This window comes from Methanocella paludicola SANAE, assembly GCF_000011005.1.
Lineage (GTDB): Archaea > Halobacteriota > Methanocellia > Methanocellales > Methanocellaceae > Methanocella > Methanocella paludicola.
The window spans coordinates 1,767,134-1,792,826 of the sequence record NC_013665.1 but is presented as its reverse complement, the minus strand read 5'-3'; the positions used below and the strand labels follow the sequence as shown (position 1 = coordinate 1,792,826).

Sequence of the window (25,693 nt, the reverse complement as noted above, 5' to 3'; positions counted from 1 at the left end):
TTTCAATAATGCCCATAACACCCCTTAATCGCATTACGACCGTCGACATAGATTTAAAGCGCGAGGTAGGCAAGCTGGCAGCGTATTCGGGACCGGTATCCATACCGAACAGCGCTCTGGCCGAAGTCTACCGCACATACAGGAACATGAAAACACTCAAGTTCTTCGGGCTCGTGGAGGAGAAGTTCAACAACAAGGAGCGCCTGAGCGAGATAAGCGGCCGGACTTACGATATTTTTAAAGCGGACCTGGGGCGAGGGCAGATATTCGTTATTATTGAAGCGTCTTATGAGGCGGCCAATGCATTCATGGACGACGGGCAGATCATGTTCAAGCTACGGGAATGGCTCACAGAGTCTCTACAGCGTGTTGTGGACGCCAGGGGGGACATGAAGCTCACGCCGCCCATCGAAAAATGGGACCGCTGGCTCTACGGCAAGGGCACGGCGCTGCCACGGGACGTGCGAGCCATACCATTCTACAGCCAGGAATTCTCGCCAGGAACACCGGCGCTGACGCTCATCCTGGTAAAACCACAATAAACATATTCAAACGCGTAAGCCCACGATATGGACGGGTGAACGCGATGCGGAGCCTCAAAAAGCTTTTAGACGAGAGAGACGAAGTGCAGTCCCCGGAAAAGGCCGCAGCCCCCGAGATATCGCCGCCCATCATCGACTCGGAGCGGGCCGAGGAGCGGATATTCGAAGAGGCGAAAAAGAAAGACAAGATCATCAGCGGTGTTCGAACGCATCTTGGGGATAAAAAATAGGAGGATCGACCCGTGGTATGTTAACCACGGGTATGGACAACGATCGTGTTGGCTACCTTATCGAACGCCCGCTGCTTTTCCTTATTGAAAAATATCACCATGATCAAGGCGTCGATGATGATGAAATTCCCGAAGAACTTGGGGATGTTCCTCAGCAGCGCGTCTTTGTAGTCTATCGGAGTGCCATCGACCTTGAGCACTTTCAGGCCCAGGATGTACTTGCCCGCCGTCATGCCGTAGCGTCCTTCCAGTATGACGAGGTAGGAAATGAGCACGCCCAGCGCGATGAGGCCGATGGCCAGGTTCATGAGGACGACGATCCCGGCGATCCAGAACGGCGTATCGTGAGTCTCGAACAGGAAGTTCAGCGCCAGGAAGGGCAGCGATAGAATGCCAATGGTGATGCCGGCGATGATCATGTCGATGATGTACGCGGCCGACCTCCACCAGAAGCCAGCCCTCTTCAGGCTGCCTGCGTAAGAGCACATATATGCGCCAGCGATCTCTTCGGGATTGCCTTCCTCGCTTACTGCCTTCAGCACGTCTTCCTCGGAGACGACGCTCGCTCCTCTCTCCTTTGCCTTGACTTCGGAGCCCTCGAAAAAGTTCGAGCGAAGCTCCTTCTCCACGTCGGCCCTGTCCTTCTGGCTCAGGGTCATCTTTTCCAAAATGATCTTAATGTTCTTCTCTATCAGGTCTTTAGCGCCCTGTGTAAATTCCATGCGAAGCCCTCCTAGTAATTCCATACCTTTTCCATGGCTTCGTTGTGCTTCATCCATTCCTTCTTCATATCTTCGAAGAAGCCTTTGCCTGCCGGTGTTATGCTATAGTATTTTCGCGGGGGCATGCCCGGCTCGGTCTCTTTCCAGTAGCTGGTGATAAGCCCGTCCGCCTCCATCGTGTGGAGGGCCGGATAGGCGTTGCTTTCCTTGAGAGCAATGGCTCCGCCCGTGATATTGCTCAGCTCCTTCGTGATCTCATAGCCGTACATGTCCCGCTTGTTCAGCAGGGTGAGCATTGCGAGCTTCGTGCTTCCCTTTCGCAGCTCCTTAAGCCACTTTTCGATGTCTGACTGCATACCTCTCACTGTACGTATTGTAGGTATATACCTACTAGTCTTATGTATACTATCCTGATATATATAGGTTTGCCCTTATTTATAACGGGCCGTCGACGTCGGGCCTTTTTTCAGCTACATTCATAAGCCTCTTTTTATAAAAATAAAAACGCGGTAAATTCAGCTCAAATCGTCATAATAGGGGTTAAATTTGCCTCATTACCGGACAACGGTTATACGCCGTGGATTGGATAATGTCTAATCAGGCAAGGGATAAAAATGGCTCACAATACAGGCTTCAAAACGGTAAAAATGCTCTTTCTGGTCTGCGCGCTCATGTCCGTTATACTATGCTCATACAGGGGCTCGGCCACGGCCGATAAAGCGTGCGATACGCGGGATGGCGCATCGCTCGTGGCGGAACAGTTCGTGAAGAATGACGAGACCTTCAGGTTCGACGGCATGTCTGATACGCTGAGCCTCCGGGTAGAGCACGCCGGCATGCTGAGCGACGTCGTGAAGCCTCAATTTTCGGCCATGACGATGAAGATCGCCATGCCGCTGGCTCCCTCCGAATATACGTTCAAGGCAAAGTTCGACTGCCGCCACAGCGGCTACGGCGACAGGACCGGCAAGTACCTGGCCCAGGTGATCACTCCCCATGAGGCGGAGATCACGGTCGCAGGGTGCCAGGTGAAGAGCGCCATCATGGACGGCAGGTGGGACATGCTCCGGGAAACGTCCGTTTAAAATTTATTTTATTTTGATTCTTCCGCGGTTTTGGGATGAATATTTTTATCCTTTTCTAGTTATGCCGTCGTTGAGTGGTCCAACCACAGGGGCACGGAGCGCACGGGAGTTTCACAGAGTTATTTTTTAATAATTTGAGACTCAGAGAGCTCAGAGCCCGGTTTATTAGTTTGCCTGGGGCACAGAGTTTATTGAGGCTCGGTTGACCAATAAACAATAATGCGGTTTATCCTCGGCAGTGCCTCTTTCAACTCCGTGCCCCGGGAAAGTTATAAACCCGTCCCCTGTGCCCTCTGAGCCTCCATTTATAAGAAAACTCCGTGAAACTCAGCGCTCTCCGTGCCCCTGTGGTTGGACCACTCAACGACGGCATAACATAAAAACGAGCGAAGGCATCAGCCAAAGCAATATATCATCCCAAAAACGCACAAGAACCTTTATTTCTTACTGTGCCATCTTACCGGCCTGTCAGTTTTAATTCGGTGATACTGAAAATATTTAACCCAATACTTATTTTATGCGATAATATATAATATAAAATAATATATTAATCGCTCATGGGCTTGTCGATATTTGAGGGGATCTTATAGGTTGTAGTAGTGAGAAAAGTAGGTTTGACCAATATAGGCCGGCCATTCTGGCTTTAGCGATACTTGCGTCCATATTCATCGCTTTCTATATGAACATCCTGCACAGGATCGATGTAGTGTATACCCATTTATTCTACATCCCGATCATCCTCGCCGGGATCTGGTATCACAGAAAAGCCGTCTATGTGGCCCTATTGTTCGGCATGGTTCACATTATTTTCAATTACATGTCCGATGGCTCGTTAACATACGATGCGCTACTCCGGGCCTTCATGTTCCTGATCATCGCATACATCGTGGGATGGATCGCCCTCAAGAAGGATGCACTGTTAAGTATATTGAAAAGCTCGGAGGAAAAGCTACGCCAGGCACAGGAAACGCTGGAATCCCGTGTGAGAGAAAGGACAGCCGAACTTAGCCGCATGAACGTGTCATTGAAGAATGAGATCACGGAGCGCGAGCACATCGAAAAAGCCTTGCGCGAGAGCGAGGAAAAATTCAAGGTGCTGACCGAGGCATCGCCGGCCGTCACCATGCTCTACCAGGATGATAAGTTCATCTACGCGAACCGTGCCATAGAGATGATAACGGGCTACAGCAGGGACGAGCTTTTATCCGGCGAACCCTGGCATTTCGTCCATCCTGCTAACCGGGATGAAGCAAAGTCCCGTACCGGATCCTGCCTGCACGGCAAGCCCGACCCTTCCCGGTACGAGGTAAGGATCTTGACGAAGGGCGGGGAAGAGAAGTGGCTCGATATTTCCACAGAGCTCATCACTTACGGTGGTGTGCCTACCGGCCTCATATCCGGTATCGATATATCAAAACGTAAAAAGACGGAGAAAGCGCTCATAAAGAGCCGGGCGATATTATCGAGAGCCCAGAGCATTGCCCATGTCGGTAACTGGGCGTTAGACATCAAGAAAAACGAAGTCCAATGGTCCGATGAGATATACCGTATAGTGGGGCTCTCACCAGGCAGCCCTCTGCCTTCAAATGATTGGTTCATATTTCATACACACCCGGACGACCGGGAAATGGTAACAAATGCCTTAACTGCGGCAATAAAAGAAAACAAGCTTTTTAACATCGACTATCGCATAATCACGGCCGATGGGTCTGTACGCTATATCAACTCCGTGGCCGATAAGCTCCGACAGGACCAGGCAGGCAGGCCCATATGGCTTTACGGTATCATTCAGGACATAACGGCCCGCAAACAGGTGGAGGAGGCCTTGCAGGAGTCTAAGGCGCAGGCCGAACTCTACCTCGACCTGATGGGCCATGACATTAACAACCTCAACCAGATAGGCATGGGCTTCCTCGAACTGGCACTGGATACGCTCGACCTGGATGAAAAGGCGAGACAGCTCATCTCCAAGCCCCTGGAGGCGATAGGTAACAGCACCAGGCTGATATCCAACGTGAGAAAACTCCAGCGCGCCAGGGGCGACCTTCTCGTTCTCAACGCGGTGGACGTAGTAGAGACGATCCGCAGGCTTATCCCGCAATATTCTAAGATCGCCGGAAGGGATATCGTAATTGACCTTAAGACTGAAGGCGCGTGCCACGTCATGGCGAATGACCTGCTATCGGATGTTTTTTCAAACATCATCGGTAATGCCATCAAGCACTCGCGCGGCCCGCTGACCATCGGCATTAATCTTAAGAAAGCCCTGGTGGGCGATAAGCGATATTGTATCGTCGACATCGAGGATAACGGCCCCGGCATCCCCGACGACATAAAACAGCGATTATTTGTCTCGCACAGGGGAGAGTCCATGAGGATAGGTGGCCGCGGGCTCGGGCTTTACCTGGTCAAGACGCTCGTGGAAGATTTCCACGGGGAAGTTAAAGTGGAAGACCGTATTGCCAGGGAACCTTCAAAGGGCTGCCGCTTCATCGTTACGCTACCGTCGGCAGAATAGGTGAAAAACTCCCGGCCAAAGGACCGTCCCATCCCGCGCATAATTTTATCTTCTGGCCACCCAGAGTCCCGTTGGTGGTTTTATGAAGCTGGCAGGGGTTATCGTACTCGTGGCGGTCCTCGTCTTTTTCTCGGGTGCCGCACAGGCAAGCACGGCGCAGGTTTTAATTAAGGACTTTAAGTTCCAGCCGGACACGATCACGGTCAATAAGGGGGATACGATCACATGGACTCACCCGGGCCCGGCGAGCCATACCGTGAAATTTGCGGACTCCGAGTCTGGAATATTGAAGAACGGGGGACAGTACTCTAAGAAGTTCGACCAGGCGGGCACTTTCAACTATGAGTGCGGTGTTCATCCCTACATGAAGGGCAAGGTGATCGTCAAGTAATAGGGTAATTTTATTTAACGCTTATACTTTTTTTAACAGTACACCAAAGGATATTTTTATCATCGATCGTTACTAAAACATAAAAGTAATTTTAGCTGTTCCGGGGACGTTAGCATAAAGAAAAATATACTTCTTATCATCTCGGCTATTGTCATTATTTTAATTTTAGGCATTGGCGGCGTTGTTACTTATGGTATTCTGTTCCCGCCCGTCTGGACAGAGCAGCTCCCCTATAAAAACAGCACCGGCCAGTACCAGGCCGTTACCATGTATCGTAATGCCACGGACGTCACGTACGAGAACCTGACTATCTTCCTCGCCGCTAACGACATCGAGTACCTGGTATATGCCGACCCCGACTATAAGCCCGTGGAGTACGCTGCATTGCTGCACGATAAGGCCGAAGCGAGCGGCATTAATTGCACCATTATCGGGAGCGGTATCGTTAACGAAGTGCCCTTGAACGCCATCGTCTCTTTCCTTACTACCGATAAAGGCCCGGTCTACGTGGACCCGACCGCCATGAATGTGTCCCAGGAGGATTATACTGTGCCGTTCGGCGAGATCCGGTTGCTCCGGGACCACTGGACTACGCCGACACCCTGGACAGACTATAATGACCGGTACCTGAACATCACGACGTATCGTAATTCAACGCCGGTAAGCTATAATGCGCTTATGCAATTCCTAAATGAAGACGATACCGAGGACAGCCTGTACGTCCTGCCGGGCTATACGTGCGTCGACTTCTCCGCTGACCTATTTAACAATGCGCAGGCGAAAGGGATTAAATGCGCCATGGTCTCAGTTACATTTGAAGAGGCCATCCCCGGCCACGCCTTCAATGCTTTCCAGACGACCGACAGGGGGATCGTATTCATCGACTGTACGGGCATCAACCAGACCTGCATAGATGACGGCTATTTAGCCACGGACAATAACGTGTACCTGCAAGTCGGAGAGCACCTGGGAGAGCTGCCGGATAACCAGACAAACGGTAACCTGAATTACGCCTTCTACGCCGACCGTATGGAACGTATTGAGGCGTTCAAGGATAAAGTGAACCAGTATCTCGAGGCTGTCGATGCATATTCGGTAAGTTTCCTGAAATTACAGGCCGACTACGACAGCTACAATGACCAGATGGCCAAACACAATAGCGCCGTCACTTCCTTCAACGCCGAGAACGAAAGACAATACCAGTTATACAAGAACGACAAAATGACTTATGAAGAATATAAGAGCTGGTATGATACGAACATCGCAAAAATACCCGGAGCTCCGACCGGCGGTAATGTGCTTGATTCGAGGAGAAGCACGCTTAACCAGCAATACGCAAACCTGGAGAAACAAAGGCTGGAAATTCTCAATAGTGAAGAGATCAAGTGGATAACGTTTAACCCCGGGGGCACTGTTGAGACCATAACCACTTACTGGTCATAAAAATTTTTGAAAAATGCTAAGTGGACACTTCGGGAATTGAACCCGAGGCCTCTTCCATACCAAGGAATCATCCAAATTTATTCTTATTTTGTTCTAATTTTGGTTTATTTCAGAGCACGTTCGGGTTACAAAACCCGACGCATTCAGATTAATGATATGAAGATTGCTACGGCTTATAGTTATCGTGATAATAATAGTTGTTATATAACCGATAGCTTTATGCTTTAGTGTTAATATTTATTTTCATTATGGCTCAAATTAAAGTTGTACTAGAAATTAAAAAAATACACCCTGGCGGTGACGATACTATTTACCTTGACGGGGAGCCACAGTTAGTAATTGAACATGATCCGAAATCTGGAATAGGTAAATTCAAACAAGCAAAAGTAAAAGGAAAGAAAGTAAAGTCTAAAATTGCTATAATTGGACCTATCGGTAATTTCCCTCAAGATAGGGATAGTGATAAATTTGCTACTGTGACAATAGATGGAGATTGCCATATTATCGAGGAAACTATTAACGGCATTTTTAAGAAGTTATCAATGACTGAGATACCTGAAGAAATACGGATTTCGCCAATGCCAATTTATGAAATAAAATCTGAAATATTCTTCAGTGATGGAACATCAGAAGTCAGCGAACACAGGATAGGTACTACAACCGATCCAAGCGAACTTTCGTTTACTCGACATTGGAGTAAAAAGATAGATGGCATGGATTTTCCAAAAAGCGAAACAATATTGAGGAAGTTTGTTGAATCTGGCTTGATGGAATATTGAGTATCAAATAATTTTTTTATTACAATATGGGAGAAGCTTAAATGTACAATTTTAACCCTTATGACGACAATGAAGATAAGCGAGATAGTAAGCGTTCTTTTACAAAATCACAGCAGAAGTTGATATTCGATAGACAGGATGGCTATTGTGCGAGATGTGGTAAAAAGTTGAAGTTATCATCCACTCATTATCATCATAAAAAGGCATGGTCGAAAAACGGCGAAACAAATGTTAAGAATGGTATAGCTGTCTGTGCCAATTGTCACTCTGAAATCCATATAAAGGAAACCGTCGATGACATTGAGAAAAAGCCGAAAAAGTCTAAGAAAGATGCTTATAATCCTTTCGACCTCGAACTACCTACGGTTAAAGCACCTAAGACCAAATCGCCTAATCCATTCGATATCGATCTTGGGCTTCCGAAGGCTAAAAAATCGAAGAATAAAGCATATGATCCATTTTCTCTCGATCTCGGAATACCGAAGGGCAAAAAGCCTAAGGGTGGCTTCGGGTTGTTCTAATACTATATGAGGTCGTGCGTAATGTTAACGAAAGGTATGAAATATTTAGCCGATATTCACAAATCTGATGAATTTAGAGATAAATCAAAGGCTATAATTGAGAAAGCAGAAAAATGTGAATGGTGCGGCAGTACAACTAAATTGGTGGTCCATCACAAAACGTCAATGAAGCGGTCAATAAGACTTTGGACACTATCATTATGGGTATCAACGGGCCATGAATATAATTCCGTTCGCCACACGAAAGAGGAAAAAGAGATATTCAAGGCTTTTTGTGATGAGCATCATGGCGAAATCCTCGAATCAGCGAAGAAATCTTATCTTGCATTTAATGACGTCATTGTACTCTGCAATCGATATCACTATGCAATCCATAAAGGATTGAAAAAGTGTCCGACATGCGACGGATACATGACTGAGAATCGTAAGCAATGCTCAAAATGTGTTCCTTCGCCATACAGTCGATATCTTGAGAGTATCGAGGATATGGAAGATGAGGATGACGGCTACATGGATGAAGATGCTACCGAATGAGGGTGTTTGATAAAACCTGGCTAGCCATGTGCGATATTACACTAATATCGCTTTAAAATATAAAAATAGTTTTTATTATTTTATGTCTGTGAGAGTAAGGTATCTTTCTTGTTCACCATGTCGAAGCAGATCGGAACAAGCTTATCAAACTTTTTCAGGTCTTCAGCACTTGTTATGAAGATTCTTGTTTCTCCTAAAGCTTTTGGAGCTGGCTCAATCGTTAAACCGCTAATAAGGCTTTCAGTAGTTTGTTGATCGAGTCTTATAACAACATTCTTACTAACGGCATCCAGATTAATCCTCATAAACCATTTTAGTATATTTTGATTATTTATTGAGAAATAACTTACAGTGTCTTTATATGTGAGATCCTTTGTATCCCTACCAGCATTTATAAGGATATTTTTTACGATATTAAAGGCTTTCAACTCTTCTTCTGTTGTAACAGGTTGCAGTTTAGATATGTCATCAGCCTTAAGCTCGGTCGTTTTCACAGGCTGAGATTTTTGATCTTTGCCTACGTCAACTTTTTCTTGCTCGGGTTCCGCTTTATTAATCTCCTGTTGTAAAAGGCCTTGACTTACGATATCTAAAATAGCATTTGAGATACCCTTCTTGACGATTGGACGGAAACGCTCTATGTCCTTTGCCATAACACGCGTAACGCCAACTTCTTTAAGCAAATATTTTACAAATTCATCAGTCGGAGTCTTGAACTGATATTTCAATGTATCATTAATAGCTGAAGTATACACAAGTTCTTCGGCAAACTCAGAGAGATTATCTTTCGCATAGGTGTCTTTCTTAAACCTTGCAAGTATTTCGATATCGCTATCCTTCAAGTTAGAAATGTTAATTACTAAGAATGGGCTTTCGTCCATGACATTGGGAGTCTTTAGATCAGTGAAAAATCGATATTCAAGACCATTGGTGATAATACCTAATTTAACGTTGGATACTGCATTGAAATACCTCGAAAGCTGCGCATCATGATTAACTAAATTTGCGTCGGCAGATTTCGCTTCTATAAACATTATAGGCTCAGTACCTTTATAAACTGCATAATCTACCTTTTCGCCTTTCTTCATGCCAAAATCGGCAATAAATTCTGGCTTTACTTCAAGAGGGTTAAAGACATCATATCCTAAAACTTGAATAAAAGGTATAATTAATGCCTGCTTTGTCATTTCTTCATTTACAATGTGTGCTTTGCGTTCGTTTATTTGAATAGAAAGCTTCTGTAGTTCTTCCTTAAATCCCATTCTCTATACCCCAATAATATATCGATGACTTATCTATATGTTAAAATTTAATCCCATAATATTTACTTCAATAACTAAATAGCTATTGTATAAGTAGCGTTTAATATGCAATATTCTGTTAATATTATTCTTACGAATTTTTTTTATATTTTATATAACATTCGTAATGATACGAAAGTGTATAACTGCAACCACATGTTTATGTTGCCGATATATCGAGTATTTAAATAAGGTCGAACTAATATATAATTAAGGGATAAGTCGGCAGGCTCCAACCTGACATGACCTCGCAAGTTAAGCAAGTTGGAGCGAGCGTTTAATACTTACAAAAGACATTTATCCGCTCGTTCATATATAACACTTGCTATCGGGTTGCCCTAACCGACTTTTCTAAAAAATTTGAAGGCAACCACTATGATAGAAACAAGTCCAAAAAAATTGAAATATGATAGCATCGACTCCATGATAATCGCCTATGTCAAAGCGCAAAATCGAGAATTAAGAGCTATCGATCTTATCAGGGGAGTATGGGGAGAGGCCTTTACAGTAAGTCAACGTACAAAAACCTTGAGACGCCTTCGCTTATTGGCCGAATGTGATTATATCAATTTGAAAATAGACGTATGGCACACTATTGTTACTTTAGGAAGTCGGCCATATCCTAAACAGCGTAGGGCTTAAACATGAAGCAGTATGGCCTATACTTAAATTTGACATTCAACAAGCAGCTCATTGGAGTCTTTAATGTGCTTCAACCCGTGAACGAGTCCAAGATTATTTACAGTATGAGTCCGTGTGACGAACGAAAGCTCAAGGCTACCCTTTGGTACATGCTCTGCAATGGCCATCTGTCCGTCAATGCTGACGGGAATTACTGTTAGGTCCAGGGTGCATAAAATGGCCATAAATCCAGATATCAGGACTATAAATGATAATGGATACCTCACCATACCAGCGATATCCAATAAAAAGCAAACATATTACTACTGGTCAACAGTCCATAAGGAAGATTATGACTTCGATGAAGTATGGAAAGGGCAACCAGCTAATGCCAACTGTGCCATCCTCTGCGAAGATATAGTATGTTATGTCGATTTTGATGCACATACAGCGGAACCTAATGGTATGACAGTATACCATAAACTTGAGCAAGTCGGAACATTCAAGGGCTGTATCATTGAAAAAACGCAGGGTGACGGCAGACACGTATACTTCAAAGGAATAAAAGGCGGCAAATATACAGTTCAGATTGATGGTATAAGCATAGAAGTCACGGCAGGACGTAATTTAGCATACTGCTACCCCACTGTAACCGAGAAAGGCGGCTATACGTTCACTAGTGAAAAGACACTTTTAAACACCAGACCTGAAGATCTGCCAGAACTGCTGGAAGTGCTTGCCAGACCACCGAAAAAAGAGTGTATAGGCGTTCGTGTTGAATTATCCAGAATACCGAGTAAGCAAATGAACCGGATAATAAATGACTTTCTACGTCAGGCTATACGGAGAGCAAAATACATCGGTAGGAATAATTCTGGGTACGTTTTCGCTTGTCAACTTCGTGATATGAGGCTTACCTATGAACAAGCGGCTATATGGATGCTGAAATACCAGGAAGGCGTTAACCAATGATTGCTGATCACCCATATCTTGATAAGGAGTCGTTACAAACGCTTACGTCAGCCTTTAAGAATGAGGCTGGCAATCCTCCAGCGGTCGAGTTGAAATATACAGAGGCTTGTATGGCCCACTGGTTCGACTTTTTCTATAATAAAGATGTAAAGTATGTTGTAGAAGATGATCGATTTTTAGTCTGGAACGGGCGTTACTGGGAATTGGATGACCGCAATACAAATGTGCGCAGGCTTATCTCGTTAATGGCCCCTGAATTCCAAGCACGAACGGAACACATCAAGGACGAAAAAGCGAGGAATGCTGCATTTAAATATACGAATAGCCTGGAAAATACTAACAGGCAAAACGGTATAATCATACAGCTTAAATCTGAGGCAACAGGACTATTCATTAAAAAGAATGATCTAGACAAGAACAGCCGTATGATAAACTGTTTAAATGGCGTCCTCGACCTGGATAAAGGGACACTAATACACCATGAGCAAACGAAAGAGATGTATTTCACTCATATCTATAATGTGAAATACGATCCAGAGGCTATCTGCCCCTTATTCGATAAATTCCTTAATGAAATAACTTGCGAGGATGCCGACTTGAAAAAATATTTGCTCACATCACTCGGTTACTGCATAAGTGGCCGGACGGATAAGCAGTTAGCATTTATATTCAAGGGAGCGGGACGGAACGGCAAAGGCGTTCTAAGGGATGTCATAGAGCATATCCTTGACGGTTACGCTATTGAAAAGCCAGGTAAGGTGTTCTCCAAAAAACATGAGGGAGAGGGACGGTTCGATCTATACGACACCATAGAAAAGCGTATCATATTCGTTAATGAACCGGCTGACGGTAGCGCATTCAACGAGGCATTGATTAAGCAATATGCTGGTGGAGATATGATTCCCGCTGAGCGGAAATACTGTGATCCTTTCATGTTCAAGCCATGCGGGACACTGATAATTTTAACGAATACCACTCCCAAGATGAACAAGAGTCTTGCAATGTCCCGAAGAATAAGGGTAATACCATTCAACCTCAACATCGATGATGAAAATGATGATGTGGAGTTAAAGGATAAGCTCCTAAAAGAAATTAGCGGAATTCTGAACCGGCTTATTGAAGGTTACATGTCCTGCGATGGCGAGGCTAACCCTAAAAATATGGTCGAGGCTGTAGCAGATGCAACAGAGGACGTTTGGAACGAAGCTGATATGGTCGCTGCATTCGTTAATACCTGCATTTTCAGGGATGAGAAAAGCACTATGGATAATGCTGTAATGTACCTGGAATTTAAAAAGTTCTGTATGAACGAGTGAGATTACAGCAATAATATAACACAGCGGGAACTATCCAGCAAGTTAAAAGGAATGGGTTTTCCGCAGGAACGTAAGGATACTCGGTACTGGAAAGGCGTTAGGGTGAGTGTACCGAGTACCAACCATAAGTGAAAATGGTAGACACTTGTAGACACTCGTTAGACACTTTTTTTTAGAAGTGTCTACAATTTTTTCGATGAACGTCAGTAATTTTTCTATTTTTGTAGACACTTTAGACACTTCTTTTTAAAAAAACTTTTAAATTTACAAAATAATGATATAATAAAAATAAAAAACTTTTTTCGGAAGAAAGTGTCTAAAGTGTCTAAAATGATGACGCATGCCTTTCATATTTTCTAAGATATGTCTACTAAGTGACTACCAAGTATCTACAAAAGGACAAAAATTTCTCTCTGAAAGTGCGTTCTTATTTCCCTCTCGAAAATTGCTGATATTTAGAAGTCAAAATTTGATACTTTTTATGATAAATCAATTTATGTTTATGTGATCGAGAACAAAGCATACGTCTAAATATTAGTTCATACGTTGGCCAACTAATATTAAATATAGGCTATAGGGTATTCCAACAACCATAATTTCGCTCGCCTACCATATAACCTGGCCGCATAACCACGACAGATAAACGCTTATATAATTATAAGTGCTTATTGCTCGATTTGTAGGCATGGGGCATATTTTGCTTCAGCAATATATAACCCTAAACCCCATGCCTACATTTTAATTAATATGGCTTATATATGTCTTTTATCATAAATTGACACTAATAATGCCTTGAATAGCCTATTTGCCGATAAATAAATATTTATCGACACAGCGTAACCAAATTAATGGTAAATACTCTAAAATATTTTTATAATATACTGTGAATTGTAAATGGATGCTAAATAACGCCAAATTTAAGTCCCGAAGTTTTTGCCTTGGGGGATAGGAAATTTTTGACTATGAGTAATCGGACGTATATTTTGTCCCAATTTTAATTTCCATGTTCAAATTTAGACGGCCCCATGATATTATGGGGATAGAGTATAGCACCTCAGATTTGGCCATTTCTACACGTTGCTGCAAATAAGTATTTGTGGAAGTAGACTTAGCTTATAGTAAATATTTATTATCTAAGCGATTAATCCGGTTCTTCTGATAAAGGGTGTATCAAATGGTATTGGCTAAAAATACAAAAGTAACTATATTATGTCTTTTTTTGCTATTCGGCGGATTGGCGACCTTAGCAAGTTCGGCATTTGTTACCAATGATATGTCACTTGCAGGACAATTAATACAACTCGGCGAGTGTGCAATGATAGGATCAGTTATAATATATGCCATATTCGGGAAATAGCACCTCAGATTTGGCCATGTTTGGCGCCCATGCAACAAAGCGCATTTTATTCTGGTATACAAGAATTACAATGAGCTATCATTGATATTAGCTCATTATAGAGTTGGTACATAATGGTCGAGCCATTTTAGAATTTTGATGCGTTTTCTATAATGAGTGCGATATCTTTATACCCGCTAGCTTCACTATATGCCAAAGCATTCATTCCTGTTTTATCTATCAGGTTAGGATTCGCTTTTGCTTTGATGAGTAATTCTACGATATCCTTATGTCCGAGGCTTGCTGCGTAGATCAGAGCTGTACTGCCAGGGATATCCTGAATATCTAAGTTCGCGTTCGATTTGATGAGTAATTCTACGATATCCTTATGTCCGAGGCTTGCTGCGTAGATCAGAGCTGTACAGCCTGTTATATCCTTAATATCAAGGTTTGAGCCTGCTTTGATGAGTAATTCTACGATATCCTTATGCCTGTTTCTTACCGCGTAGATCAAAGCAGTTCTGCCATTAATGTCCTTAATATCAAGGTTTGAGCCTGCTTTGATGAGTAATTCTACGATATCCTTATGCCCAAGGTTTGCCGCTCGAGACAAAGCCATAAAGCTATTTTTATCGGTAAGGTTAGGGTTTGCGCCTGCTTTGATGAGCAACTCTACGATATCCTTATGCCCAAGACTTACGGCGTGATGCAAAGTAGCATTATTATTTTTATCGGTAAGGTTAGGGTTTGCGCCTGCTTTGATGAGTAACTCGATGATACATGTTTTTCCAGTATATACTGCTAATATCAGAGCTGTAAAACCATCCTCATCAAAAGTATTAGGGTTAGTTCCTGAAATCAATAATTCTCTAAGACTGTCACAATTTTTTGCTCTTACCGCATCTATTAACGCGGATCCTTTCATGCCTTGAGGCTCAAGTCCTGAGCTTGCTTTTATCGGTAAATGTTTATCGTCATTGTATTCATACATCGTCGTATTTTCATTTGATTTAGTGACCGTTTTATCAAGTTTTGGCGTATTACCAGCCGTTATCTTATGATTAGTTTCTGATGCTGGCTCTATTACGTTGCTACCACCATTATTTAACGCCTGTGTTGAAGCATTAAGAACACCAGAGTATCCAGCCATCCTAAGCAGTTTTTCTGCATCTCCGCTTATAGATCTATCGTTGACGTTCATATATCGGATTAGGGGCTGTGGATCCTTTTTAATTAAAATTGCAATAGCTTCACCAACTGTTTTTGCCCGCCAGTATCTACCGGTATATAGTTTAAATAAAGGTTCTATCGCTCTGGTGTCACCTATCCTAGCAAGAGCATTCGCAGATACGTCATACCATAGTTTTGCGCCTTCCCAGCCGCCTAAACCAATATTTTCAAAAGCACCAGTCAAAGGTATTACTGCTCTTTTATCTCCTATTAGCCCCAATGCTTCAATCGCTTCCCAATGAGTCGAGCAATCTGCTAATAATGGCTCAACCGCCGGTGAACCAATCTCAACACACTTGGCCCAATTTTTTTTCCACACCCAATAATAAGCCCCGCTTCTATCTTTCCCAGGCTGCCATTGCAACTTTTCAAGCGCCGAGGCAACGCCCACATGAAAATCCCGATCGGAATTCGAATTTCTTGAACGTTTAGGTTCCAATAAGTTCACCAGGGGCTCGATAGCCGATGGGTCCCCAATCTCGGCCAATGCTCTGACAACATTTGTTGCCCTTGATAAATAAATATCAGTTGCCAAGTAATTTATTAAAAGCTGCACGACACGTTTATCATGGATTTTTCCCAGGGCCTTTGCCGCATAATCGGCAGCAATAGAAATTGACGCCAATCCAGATTTGTTCCCTTCGGCGACCAACTTAATTAAGAATTCAATATATCTTGGATTAGGTTCATTTAATATTGCCTTCGCAACCTTTTCCAGATAATCAAAATTTTTCGGGTCTTTAATAACCGACTCTATAGCATAGGCGTTACCAGTTTTTCCGAGAGCCTTAATTATATTGACCCGACGAAGGTCATCTTTATCCAAGTTATTAAGTACGGACATGAGGGGATCAACTGCAATTGCCCCTAGATCGGCGCATTTATCCCAGTCGGATATAACGATATAAAAACGGGCTGATAATTCATCATTACCGGGAATCCAATTCATACTTTTAAGGGTTTCAGCCGCACAAGCCCTGACACTCGGTTCTTCGTCACGAAGTAATTTTTTTAAAGGGTCAATCGCACGAGAATTCCTTATCGTTTTAAACGCCCGGGCAGCCTCACAGCGAACCTGGGCATCCCTATCATTGAACGCTGTTAGAATTGATCCAACTACACTGTCGCCGCCTATTTTAGCTAAAGCTTTAATGGCATTTTGTCGAACAATCGTATCATTTTTATAATCTAAAGCTTTGACTAACCCGTTTATATCCCTTCTCGACTCCAATTTATTAACATCAGGCTTTCCTAGACCAAACACAGCAACCACTTACCTAGAAAATTATTGTTGATTTACTGATATATCTATCTTATTATAATACGGTATACCAGTTCATAACGGGGTAAGTGATAACTTAAAACAAATTTATTACCCTAATTTCTACTCTTATTCTTTCATTTAATGATATCGAGTTGGAGGCTATCATATGGTTGGTAACAGTTGCAGTCTTCGTAGGTCATGATTAGCCACAGGTTGACTTTTATCCGGTCTCCCAAGCCCATGAATACCCGGAAGTTGCAGTATCCGGAGAACTCGTACTTGCAGGTGTGGCAGGTTATATAAGTAGGTGCAATCAGCCATGCTACTTTATGTTTTTAAGTAACCCCATGAAAAATGTAAACGGGGCAAGAACGATAGAAATCAAAATCCCAATAATGATTAAAAAGACACCGATATAAGCTAAATCCCCTATAATCGATGCGATTTGTGAGATTAGCGATAGCGAGTTTAGGATGGGCGATACATCCCAACCGAATATTGATCCTATAAAGCTAATAATGTTCGATATTACGTGAAATCTTAACTCGCCTATGACACTCACTAATGCGGAGAATGCGAATGTTATGATGACCGAATGCGAATGTTATGATGACCGTGAATAATGCCGAAATTTTACTAGCGATAAAGTCAGTCATTAATACCGACTCCGTATATGCGGGCGGCTTATCAGATACTTATAAATCAATCCCGCCACAGGTATTGCTACGGCTATGATCAGCTTCCACTTGAATAACGCCCACACAGCGTACGCTATTAAATACACGGTATATATAGCAACTATTAGAACGGTCTTGATGAATTCGAAGTCTGCTACTAAGCTCAAGCGATATTGCCCCAACCAACAATATAAAATATCTTGACTTAAATATTTGCTTGCCGTTAAAAAATTCCGACATTACAAAACCATAAATTACAGTAAGCTTTTATTCTTAAACGAAATTATTTTCATTCATGGCTGTGGATTCAATTGTTATAGCGGGACTTGTTGTCAGCGTAATTTTTGGTCTGACTGTAATCATTCTTTATTCATTGCGATGGCACTACAGAAGACGGTTACTAGAAAAATGCGAAGCTGAAATTAATAATAGACGTAATATCAAGATGAACGCTATTCATTCATATGACCGATTCGGATATGTAAACCGTGTGGAACAGGTGGAAAAGGATGCATCAGCCGAGCGAGAAAAATTATACCGCGAAGAATTAGAAAGGAAGGATGAGATAGGCGAGATTGTCCAAATTTTCAAACCTTTGAACAAATAATTATTTTTTATATGCCATTCGAACCCTTCCACTAACATTTTCACTTGTCCAAGTATTTGGAATAAAATATCTTCTGTCAAAATAATATCCTTCATATCCTAATATCCCTAACAGTATCCGTTGTGTTACGGACAATACAAAATAATATTGTTGTAATATTGTCCTTTCATTTATTCTAACCACTTTCCCATCTTTGATTCTTGTAGGCTCATGCAGGTCAAAGAAACGAGACTTATGGGCAAGATTATTTCTTATATCGTTAAATTCATCAAATTCATCTCGAGTTATATCCAGCTTCAGATGAGTGGCTAAATTTTCTAATTTACTCGGTAAATCGGTCAATTTAGGGTATTTTAACTTTGTCACATGGTCTAATAATGCCACTAGTCCAAGCCCTCTCAGCTCTAAAAAGTTCGTTTCTGATATAGAATTTAAGAATTGATCTAGAACTTCAAAAATATTATATACCTGTTTGTGATTTATAAAATTATTATAGCATTGGCTTAAAAATGAATCGATATCATAATCAGGGAATATTGTCCACCATGAATTAAATGGAGTTATTTTTCTTGTCTTTTTTAAGTAACTACTAATCAATTCGCCTTTTTTATTGATAACATCATAATAATGCCATGAAATTTTATGGCCTTCTGCAAAAGAGAGTAAATAGCATATATTTGTTGCAATCTCCCTTACTTCATTTATAATTTCAGTATTACTTTTTTCGTGACCGGATGTTTTAAATGTTAGAATCGATGTTATGGCAACGTCATAAGTTACTTTTAAATAATGCATTCTTTCTCTATGATCGTTTAAACTTTCAATTGACACATCATAACTATCAATTTCTAAATAAATCGGTTTATTAAATGAACAATTAATAAGATAAAACTTGATTTCATTTATTTTTATATCGATATTTTTTTCTATAGCTAATTCCTGCGATAATATAGTTATATCAAATGGTCCTGGTAAGCTGTAAAATGCAATTCTACAATGAGTTAAAGTAAAAGCATCCCCCGAATCTGTCTTTCCAGTTATATTAATAATAGGTTTTAAATTTATTAGGGCATCACCTACGCTTAAATCTCTTACAAGGCATTTACAAATGATATCTCCCCGTAATAATTGTCCACACTTTAAAGTACATTCGTTAGACTGCCCATCTATCCAATTTATATCACCTACGCCTTTGTATTCTTTTATTACTTTACCAAATTGTGTAATATCAAGTAAGTCTTCTTCGGTCATGGCTCAATCGATAGTATCTAATAAACAAGCTTAAACACTTTAACGTTATCCATTATCTAGATTAGCTGGTTCACAAATCTGTAAAAAAGTCTAGTTATACCAAGCGGTGATAAAATATAAAATTTAAATAATTTTTATTTTGCTTTTACACACTCGCTGAAAGCTTTTATATCACGAAATTTTTATCTATCGCTTCTCTCATCGCCCTCCATTGAGGGTGACTATAAGCCCGAGTCTGTTCCAATGTGCTATGGCCCATTATCTTACTGATATACAACAAATTTATGTTGCTCTCAACCATTAACGTGCATCCACTATGGCGGCATAAGTATGGGTATGTCCTGCGCTTGATTCCTGCCCTTTTAGCCGCATCTCTGACGATATCCTGAAGCGTTCTTATTGCAATCCTATTGCCGAGATTTGTGAAAAATAACGCTTTTGTAGGGTAATTAGGCCTACCTTCATCAAGATATGTCCTAATAGCTTTTGCACATTCACGACTTATCGGTATTTCCCTTTCTCTGTGTGATTTAATACCTGGACTCTCGATATCTACGTCATATTTTGCCCTAACATAGAACTTACGTTCAATGAGATCGACATCTTCAACATCTGCGTTTATTAATTCTTTAGGACGGATAGCACAATAAACAAGCAAGTACAATATAGCGTTATCACGTAGCGTTAAAGCTCCATAGTCGAGTAATGCTCTTGCTTCTTCAGATGTTAAGCTGTCTATCCTGTGACTGTCGATTTTCGGCATTTTAAATTTGAGCAGCTTTCCGTCAGAGTCTTTAATTTTAAATGCATCTGCCCATAATTCGAGCACAGTTAGATGATTCCTTATTGTTCGTGGCTTTCTGCCCTTATCTGCTAGATCGTGCTCTATGCGATATCCTAATTCTCTAGAAGGCTTCAAGACTCGATAATTATTAATAATCTTACGTAATAGTGCTACTGCCTGTTTTGTGTTATATTGGCTTAATCGACGTTCGTAAAGCATGTATTCTTTTACTTTCTCGATTGTAGTTAGCACGTCAGCGGGTTTAAAAGTCGTATTATTCCTTTCTACTTTCTTGAATCTTAATTTCTCCATATCGACACATTCCCGAATGCGTCGGGTTACACGTCGGGAGAATTGTAAAACGTGCCTTTTACCAAAATCGGAGTACATCAAGGCAATTATTGGAAAAATGGACACGTCGGGAATTGAACCCGAGGCCTCTTCCATGCCAAGGAAGCGATCTACCCCTGATCTACGTGCCCTAATAAAAATTCGCAGCACTTCATAGTGATTCCTGACATATATACCTAACGGTTTGGGGCGATTTAAAAGAAAAATAAGCAGGGCCGGCTCACGACTGAATGAAAATGGCAGGCCTGCCCGGTATCGCGTGCTTCTTCTTATTCTGCGGGTCGAACTCGGCGTTCACGGAGACCTTCATGCCGATCTCGCCGGCGATGAACTCCTGAGCCTCTTTCAGTATAGCGGGCTCATCGACTCCGCTCGGCACCAGGCGCTCGCTTATGATCTTCTGGATATAGCGACTGACCTCCTTGCCGTGCTTACGCATATCCTCGTCGGCCATCACGGCCTTCATAGCATCGCCCATGTTCTTCCCGGCCGCGATCTGGAGCGCCTTATACTTCCAGTCGTCCGACGTGTAAATGTACGCCTCCTTCGCCTCGGTCAGGTTTGCCACGGTGATGATCTCCTGGGCATCCTCAATGACCTTTCGGATGAAGTCCTCGGAGCGCTCGATGGTCTCGTTGGCGATCATCTTTTCGTCCCAGGTCGGGTACGGGGTCTTTGCGATGAAGCCCTGGCCGCCGATCTGCTGCCAGATCTCCTCGCACATGTGCGGGGTGAAGGGCGCCAGGATCCTGGTCTGGACGTCGATGAACCAGGAGATGATCCTCTTGTTGGGCACCGGGGAGCGGCGGATGTACCAGCGCAGATAGCGCTGCATGTCAAAGTAGCCGCGCTGGATGGCTGTACGGAAGTCCATGGTGTCCATGGCCTCTTTGGTGAGCTTGATGGTCTTGGTAGCGACCGATTCCAGCCAGAGGTCGATGTACTTCTCGTCGTCCCGGCCCCTGCCGTAGTTCTCCAGGGCGAAATCGTACCACTGGGCCAGCTTCGGGCCGGCCGTGCGGGCGAACTCGCTATCCCAGTTGGGGTCCTCCAGGCCTTCGCCGCCGTACATGAGGGTGAGCCTCGTCGCGTCGGCGCCGTACATTTCGGTGACCTGCCGGAGCGTGTAGATGTTACCCTTGCTCGACGACATCTTCTGGCCGTCAAGCTGCAGGAAGCCGTTGACGCCCATGCCTTGAGGCCAGTACTTCTCCGGGAAGATGGCCGTATGGTTGAAAATACAGAAGGACAGGTGGTTCTGCACGAGGTCCTTGCCGCTACACCGCATGTCGAACGGGTACCAGTACTCGAACTCCTGCTTCATCTTCATGATGAGACCCTGCATGATGCCCGTCTTCTTCGAAACGTCCTCGACGGTGCCCTTATCCAGCAGCACGAAGTCGAAAAACTCATCGGTCAGCTGCTCGGGCTTGATGCCGTAGTGGGGGTCCTGCAGGAACTTCGATATCGTGTAATATGACATGTATATGGTCGAATCGGACAGGGATTCGATCATCCAGCGCTTATCCCAGGGAAGCTCCGTGCCCAGGCCGTATTCCCTGGTGCAGGCCCAGTCCTTCAGCCAGTCGAGCACGTAGTCGAACTGCTTGCGGACCTTCTCCGGGTACAGCGTCATGGCGTCCAGCGCCTTGTGCGCCTGCGCCTTCCAGATCGGGTTGCTGTAGTTAAGGAACCACTGGTCGGAGACGATCTTGACGACGCACTTCGTGAGGCACCGGCAGACGACCTGCTGCGGGAGCTCGTAGAATATGGCGGCCATGTCGCTGTGGACGAAGTCGCTTTCCAGCTCCAGCTTGGCCTCCATGACCTTGCTGCCAGCGTACTTGCCGCAATTCTCGTTCAGGACGCCCGTGTGGAACTCTTTCTTGTAGATCTCCTTGGTCGCGTCCTCGAGCCTCGGGTCGTTCTGGTCCTTGATGTTCATCTGCTCGATAATTTCCTTAGCCGGGAACTTGCCGAAGCCTTCGATCGTGATCAGCGGGATGAGCCGGATGTCCTTGATGATGTCGGGGCTGATGCCGAAATCCGCGGGGCTGCTTTCGATATCGCGAAGGGCGGCGTAGTCGTATGGGGCGTGTGCCGGAACTGACATGACAACGCCTGTGCCCCTGCCGGGCTCGACGAACACGGCGGGCAGGATAGGCACTTCACGGCCAGTGATCTGGTTGAGGACTTTCTTGCCAATGAGGTCTTTTCCTTTAACCTTCTCGATGACGGTGACGACGTACTTCTGGTTGGCCAGCTTCTCCACGGTCTCCTCGGAGACCAGCCACTCCTCGTCGTTCACCTTCGCCCGGACGTAGGTGACCTCCGGGTTCAGCCACAGGTTGGTGACGCCGAACGACGTCTCGGGGCGATACGTGCCGCAGGGCAGGATGGCCTCGCCCAGTTTAAATTTTATGAGAAAGATCTCTTCGGGGGTGACGCCTTCGCCCTCGAGGCGGGCGTGGTCGCCGACAGGCGACTTACAGCGGGGGCACCAGACGACGGGGTGCTCGCCCATGACTACATAGCCGCCTTCCTTGAGCTTTCTAAACTGCCACTTGATGAAGCGGTCGTAGTGAGGGTTGAGCGCGGTCGTGCGGAAGGAGCGTGACCAGTCGATGGCCGCGCCGACCTTCTTCAGGTCCTCCTTCGTGGTCCTCGAGAAGTACTCCGTCCAGTAGACGGGATCCGCAAACTTCGGGATCTCCTCTTCGGGTATGCCCGCCTTCTTGAGGATGTCCATCTGCTTCTTCTCGCCTTCGGCGATCCTCTCGGCGGCCGCGACGATGGGCGTGCCCGTGCAGTGGAACGCGAACGGGAAGAGCACGTTGTAGCCCTGCATTAATTTATAACGGGCCAGCACTTCGGCCCTCAGCCCGCTGAAGGCACGGCCAATGTGGAAATACCCGTTCATATACGGATACGGATAAGTAATGAAGTACTTCGGCCTGCCCGGCTCGACGGACGGCTCGAAGGCCTTCGCTTCCTCGTAACGCTTTTGCCACTTCTCTTCGATCGCCTTAAAATCCATGATGACACCCTCGGTGATAAAACGATTATAACGCAGTCTCTGAACTTGTTCCAGACTTATGTGTTTCAACAGCTATAAGGCTTTTCTTCTTATATATACTCTTTAGGGTTTTAATCAAGACACACTAAAAGTAAAAAGCCTGCTCGAAGGCGGTTTCAGCCACGAAGCGACTCGAAGCTGGCCTGAAGTGACTCTAAGAATTTTAAAAATAATTTTAATTGATGCCCCATCTTTTTTAAATTAGTCTTCGAGTTACTTCAGGCCAGCTTTGAGGTCTTTGAGGCTGAAAAACGTCTTCGAGAATTCTTAAAATAAGGTCTTTGTGTGGCTTATATGGTGAACCCCTGTAGCCATATGATGCCGCTCACGTGGTCGCCCTTATGGACCTTTTCCCTTATGGCGTTCTCCGTGGCGCATACGTACATGTCGATCACTGAGTCGGCGCCTGTGCGGAAATCTACCAGTATTATCTGGGCTTTCCGTCCCAGTACCTGGCACTCGCGTACGTCCTTGACCTTTCCCCGGAATACGTAGTCGTCGACGTCGCCGTTCTCGTAGTGGAAGGCCAGGTCGGAGTCGGCCGATTCACGGGCCTTCTTATCCGCTCTCTTGCATGAGAGAACGTAGGCTATGCCCGCTAACAGCACCCTGGCTTCCTTTCCCGGAAAATAGGTGTTCTTATTCTTGAAATATGCCGCGTCGAAAAAGTTGATGATCGAGCCCTTTACGTATGCCTCGAGCTGTCCCTCGTAGCCGTTCCTGCATTCCGTTATCTCGGTAATTCGCAAGTCAACAGGCCTGCCGGCGTTGAAGAACGGAAAGCTGCACAGCGTTTCCCCGTTCTTCGTTATCGTAATGAGCTTCAGGCAGGGAAGGTTCGATAGGTATGCGGATACCGCGTCTTCGCCGTACATAACGGTCTTCTTTTCTCTTGCGGCCCGTAACGCCTCGGCTTCGAGGGCTTTTGCCTCGTCGTCATTGTGCGAGATCGTCCGCATGTGGCCAGCATGGTCGATGTCCGCCTTGACGCGGACGGGCTTATGGATGGGCGCAGGCGCCGTCTCCACGTCCGTGCCGATGAATGGCTGCACTACTGGTAGTTCGGCTGGCTGCTCTTCCTTCTTTTCAGAGCTGCCCAGGATGCCCTTTAGCCTGTTCAGCAAGACGATAGCCCCCTCTTTAAGGTAATATGTGCCGGCGTATCATTAATTTTTTCTCACACCCTTATTATAGACAAAACGCATCAAGCTCAAGAAAAAGAATTGATAAAGACATTTTTTCTTAATGCGCGGCAGCCGCCTTTTCAAGCTCATCATAAATGGCCAGGATCCAGTACTTGGCAACTGCAGCACCCTGGTCATCGCCGATCTGCCGGGCGATGGTCAAAGCCAGCTCATAGCACTCCATGGCTTCCTTGAATTTACCCAGCGTCCGGTAAGTAAAGCCCAGATTATTAAAGACCACTCGCAGCCCATACTTATCGTCGATCTTTTGCGCCAGCCGCCGGGCCTCCTCGAACTTATCCAGGGCCTCATTATGCTTACCCAGGTTATTGTAAGCGCTGCCCAGGTTATTCAGGCATACGCGCTGGCCGCGCTCATCGCCGATCTCGCCGGCGATACGGTAAGATTCCTCGAAATACTCGATGGAGTCCTCGTAGTCGCCCTTGTTACTCCAGGCGACGCCCACGTTACACAGGCTCGTTTCCATCCACTCCTTGTTGTTAGTGTCCTGAGCTGTATTTAATGCGGTAAAATACGATTCCAGGGCCCTATCGAATTTGCCCATTCGCGTATACACATTACCAATGGCGTTATGCATGGAGGCGATCCAGTCACTGTCGGCAGCTTTTTGAGCAGTAAGCAAGGCTTTATCAAAAAGCTCCAGCGCACGGTCATACCTCCCATTATCCATGCAGATAACGCCTTTGTACTTATCCACGTAGAAGGAGTCGTGGTCGCCGGTAAGCAGGGCATTATTAAGGTTCAGGTAAGCGTCCTTTGTGAAGTTAAAATAATAGAGAAGCAGCCCGCCGAAAAAGTGGTAGTAAGGGTCGTCGCCCTCGAGCAAGGCGCGCTTCTGTTCGAGCCGGAGCAGGTTCTCCGAGCCCTTGAAGTTGCCCCGACGGCGCTGCCGCTCGATCTCCTCCATCATCTCTTTCAAGCTCATAGCTAAAACAAT

The 25,693-nt window shown here is 44.6% G+C and carries 21 protein-coding genes and 1 tRNA gene; 12 read left to right on the top strand and 10 right to left on the bottom strand.

Annotated features, from left to right (window positions below; all coding sequences use genetic code 11):
• Positions 1-8 precede the first annotated feature (8 nt).
• Both MCP_RS09050 and MCP_RS09045 read left to right on the top strand, forming a co-directional pair.
• Positions 9-542: a hypothetical protein gene (locus MCP_RS09050; protein ID WP_012900538.1), complete on the top strand. Its 534-nt coding sequence runs from the start codon at positions 9-11 to the stop codon at positions 540-542.
• A gap of 44 nt (positions 543-586) precedes the next feature.
• Entirely contained in the window at positions 587-772 is a 186-nt protein-coding gene (locus tag MCP_RS09045) for a hypothetical protein (RefSeq protein WP_128567129.1), read from the top strand.
• A 20-nt stretch (positions 773-792) separates the two neighbouring features.
• Here the strand turns inward: MCP_RS09045 and MCP_RS09040 are convergent, their stop codons facing one another.
• Together MCP_RS09040 and MCP_RS09035 are read right to left on the bottom strand one after the other, a co-directional pair.
• Positions 793-1,494: an RDD family protein gene (locus tag MCP_RS09040; RefSeq protein WP_012900536.1), complete on the bottom strand. Its 702-nt coding sequence runs from the start codon at positions 1,492-1,494 to the stop codon at positions 793-795.
• Positions 1,495-1,505: 11 nt separating this feature from the next.
• Positions 1,506-1,850, bottom strand: coding sequence for a PadR family transcriptional regulator (locus MCP_RS09035; RefSeq protein WP_012900535.1), 345 nt, complete (start codon positions 1,848-1,850; stop codon positions 1,506-1,508).
• Between the two features lie 258 nt (positions 1,851-2,108).
• Between MCP_RS09035 and MCP_RS09030 the strand changes: the two genes are divergently transcribed.
• The 7 genes from MCP_RS09030 (at position 2,109) to MCP_RS09000 (ending at position 8,765) form a co-directional block, all read left to right on the top strand.
• Positions 2,109-2,579: a hypothetical protein gene (locus MCP_RS09030; RefSeq protein WP_012900534.1), complete on the top strand. Its 471-nt coding sequence runs from the start codon at positions 2,109-2,111 to the stop codon at positions 2,577-2,579.
• 679 nt (positions 2,580-3,258) lie between these two features.
• Positions 3,259-5,097: a sensor histidine kinase gene (locus tag MCP_RS09025; protein WP_012900533.1), complete on the top strand. Its 1,839-nt coding sequence runs from the start codon at positions 3,259-3,261 to the stop codon at positions 5,095-5,097.
• 82 nt (positions 5,098-5,179) lie between these two features.
• On the top strand, positions 5,180-5,488 hold the full coding sequence (locus MCP_RS09020; RefSeq protein ID WP_012900532.1) for a cupredoxin domain-containing protein: 309 nt from the start codon (positions 5,180-5,182) through the stop codon (positions 5,486-5,488).
• A gap of 267 nt (positions 5,489-5,755) precedes the next feature.
• Positions 5,756-6,931 (top strand): hypothetical protein, encoded by a 1,176-nt coding sequence (locus MCP_RS09015; protein WP_012900531.1) that lies wholly within the window; start codon positions 5,756-5,758, stop codon positions 6,929-6,931.
• A gap of 248 nt (positions 6,932-7,179) precedes the next feature.
• Positions 7,180-7,710 (top strand): hypothetical protein, encoded by a 531-nt coding sequence (locus MCP_RS09010; protein ID WP_128860013.1) that lies wholly within the window; start codon positions 7,180-7,182, stop codon positions 7,708-7,710.
• Between the two features lie 41 nt (positions 7,711-7,751).
• Positions 7,752-8,231, top strand: a complete 480-nt coding sequence (locus tag MCP_RS09005; protein ID WP_012900529.1) for an HNH endonuclease — start codon at positions 7,752-7,754, stop codon at positions 8,229-8,231.
• Between the two features lie 21 nt (positions 8,232-8,252).
• Positions 8,253-8,765, top strand: a complete 513-nt coding sequence (locus tag MCP_RS09000; RefSeq protein WP_012900528.1) for a hypothetical protein — start codon at positions 8,253-8,255, stop codon at positions 8,763-8,765.
• Between the two features lie 80 nt (positions 8,766-8,845).
• On the opposite strand, the gene MCP_RS08995 is transcribed toward MCP_RS09000, so the two are convergent.
• Entirely contained in the window at positions 8,846-10,027 is a 1,182-nt protein-coding gene (locus tag MCP_RS08995) for a type I restriction endonuclease (protein WP_012900527.1), read from the bottom strand.
• A 795-nt stretch (positions 10,028-10,822) separates the two neighbouring features.
• On the opposite strand from MCP_RS08995, the gene MCP_RS08990 reads away from it, so the two are divergent.
• Together MCP_RS08990 and MCP_RS08985 are read left to right on the top strand one after the other, a co-directional pair.
• On the top strand, positions 10,823-11,659 hold the full coding sequence (locus MCP_RS08990) for a bifunctional DNA primase/polymerase (RefSeq protein ID WP_128860012.1): 837 nt from the start codon (positions 10,823-10,825) through the stop codon (positions 11,657-11,659).
• Positions 11,656-12,975, top strand: coding sequence for a DNA primase family protein (locus MCP_RS08985; RefSeq protein ID WP_012900525.1), 1,320 nt, complete (start codon positions 11,656-11,658; stop codon positions 12,973-12,975). Before MCP_RS08990 ends, MCP_RS08985 begins: the two co-directional genes overlap by 4 nt.
• Positions 12,976-14,459: 1,484 nt before the next feature.
• Here the strand turns inward: MCP_RS08985 and MCP_RS08980 are convergent.
• Positions 14,460-16,814 (bottom strand): ankyrin repeat domain-containing protein, encoded by a 2,355-nt coding sequence (locus tag MCP_RS08980; RefSeq protein WP_128567126.1) that lies wholly within the window; start codon positions 16,812-16,814, stop codon positions 14,460-14,462.
• Positions 16,815-17,777: 963 nt separating this feature from the next.
• Here MCP_RS08980 and MCP_RS08975 point away from each other — a divergent pair.
• Complete coding sequence (locus tag MCP_RS08975) at positions 17,778-18,089, top strand: hypothetical protein (protein ID WP_128567125.1); 312 nt, start codon at positions 17,778-17,780, stop codon at positions 18,087-18,089.
• Here the strand turns inward: MCP_RS08975 and MCP_RS08970 are convergent, their stop codons facing one another.
• From MCP_RS08970 to MCP_RS08945, 6 genes are all read right to left on the bottom strand, one after another.
• A complete protein-coding gene (locus tag MCP_RS08970; protein WP_012900523.1) occupies positions 18,090-19,340 on the bottom strand; it encodes a hypothetical protein in 1,251 nt (416 codons plus the stop codon).
• Positions 19,341-19,506: 166 nt separating this feature from the next.
• Positions 19,507-20,436, bottom strand: coding sequence for a tyrosine-type recombinase/integrase (locus tag MCP_RS08965; RefSeq protein ID WP_158301476.1), 930 nt, complete (start codon positions 20,434-20,436; stop codon positions 19,507-19,509).
• A 98-nt stretch (positions 20,437-20,534) separates the two neighbouring features.
• A tRNA-Ala gene (locus MCP_RS08960) sits at positions 20,535-20,606 on the bottom strand.
• An 89-nt stretch (positions 20,607-20,695) separates the two neighbouring features.
• Positions 20,696-23,512: a leucine--tRNA ligase gene (gene leuS / locus MCP_RS08955; protein ID WP_012900521.1), complete on the bottom strand. Its 2,817-nt coding sequence runs from the start codon at positions 23,510-23,512 to the stop codon at positions 20,696-20,698.
• Between the two features lie 329 nt (positions 23,513-23,841).
• Complete coding sequence (locus tag MCP_RS08950) at positions 23,842-24,675, bottom strand: hypothetical protein (RefSeq protein WP_012900520.1); 834 nt, start codon at positions 24,673-24,675, stop codon at positions 23,842-23,844.
• Between the two features lie 118 nt (positions 24,676-24,793).
• A complete protein-coding gene (locus tag MCP_RS08945; RefSeq protein WP_012900519.1) occupies positions 24,794-25,681 on the bottom strand; it encodes a tetratricopeptide repeat protein in 888 nt (295 codons plus the stop codon).
• Positions 25,682-25,693: the final 12 nt, after the last annotated feature.